At 56.7% G+C, this 908-nt stretch carries 1 pseudogene; it reads left to right on the plus strand.

The annotated features are described in order from the left end of the window. A pseudogene (locus tag M0814_RS28945) lies at nucleotides 1-908 on the plus strand (hypothetical protein); the annotation flags it as partial.

The raw sequence follows: 908 nt of genomic DNA on the forward strand, positions 1-908 counted from the left end.
CGCAGTGGACGACGTCATCCTTCTCTCCTGGGGTGGCACCCTTGTGGCTTCCACACCGGTGACCCAGGCGCAGATCGACGATCCGGTGGCCAACCCGATTCTGATCTGGATCACCAAAGCCATTATTGAGCGCGTCGGTGACACCGACGACTCTGGTCTGGCGGTCACCTTCAAGGTGCGCGACAAGGTCGACAATGAATCGGAAGACTGGTGCAAGGAAACCCGTATCGTCGTCACTGTCGGCATCAACCGGCTGAACGCGCCTATCGTTCAGGAGGCTGTCAACAATAAGCTCGACGTCGATAAACAGGGCAACAACGACATCACGGCCGTAGTCACGGCCACCGGACCGCGCTTCGAGCTTAATGACATCATCTACTTGACCATGAACGGCGTCACCGTGGATGGCGAAAAGGTCGACGTCACTGCCCCGACCCAGATCGTCGACAATCTCCCGCATAACTACCATTTCAAGCTGCTCATTGCCGACGTGCGCAAACTGGTCAATACCCAGGTCAAGTTCTCTTATCACCTGGTACGCAACGGCAGCAATCTTCCATTCTCCAAAGGGCAGTTTGTAGATTTCGAAGGCGTAGCCCACCGCCTGGCCGCACCGACGGTCAAGGAGGCCGTGGGAGACTTCATCGACCCTATCCATAAGGAAATCAACATCCGCATTCCGTTTGATCCGCTCATCGAGATCGACAACGCCATCGAGCTGTTCCTGTTGGGTAAAAGCCCCGACGGCAGCACCCACCTGCCTGAACTGCCGTGGTACTTCCCGGATGAAAAGGACCTGGCGAATCCCGACGGTTTTACCATCAACGTGGCTGACGACCCCCTCGAGCCTATCAATGGCGGAAACCTGGAGGTGTGGTACCACCTGCTGAAAGCCAAAGGCGCCGATT

Source organism: Pseudomonas sp. MWU12-2020 (assembly GCF_023100605.1).
Classification (GTDB): domain Bacteria; phylum Pseudomonadota; class Gammaproteobacteria; order Pseudomonadales; family Pseudomonadaceae; genus Aquipseudomonas; species Aquipseudomonas fluorescens_H.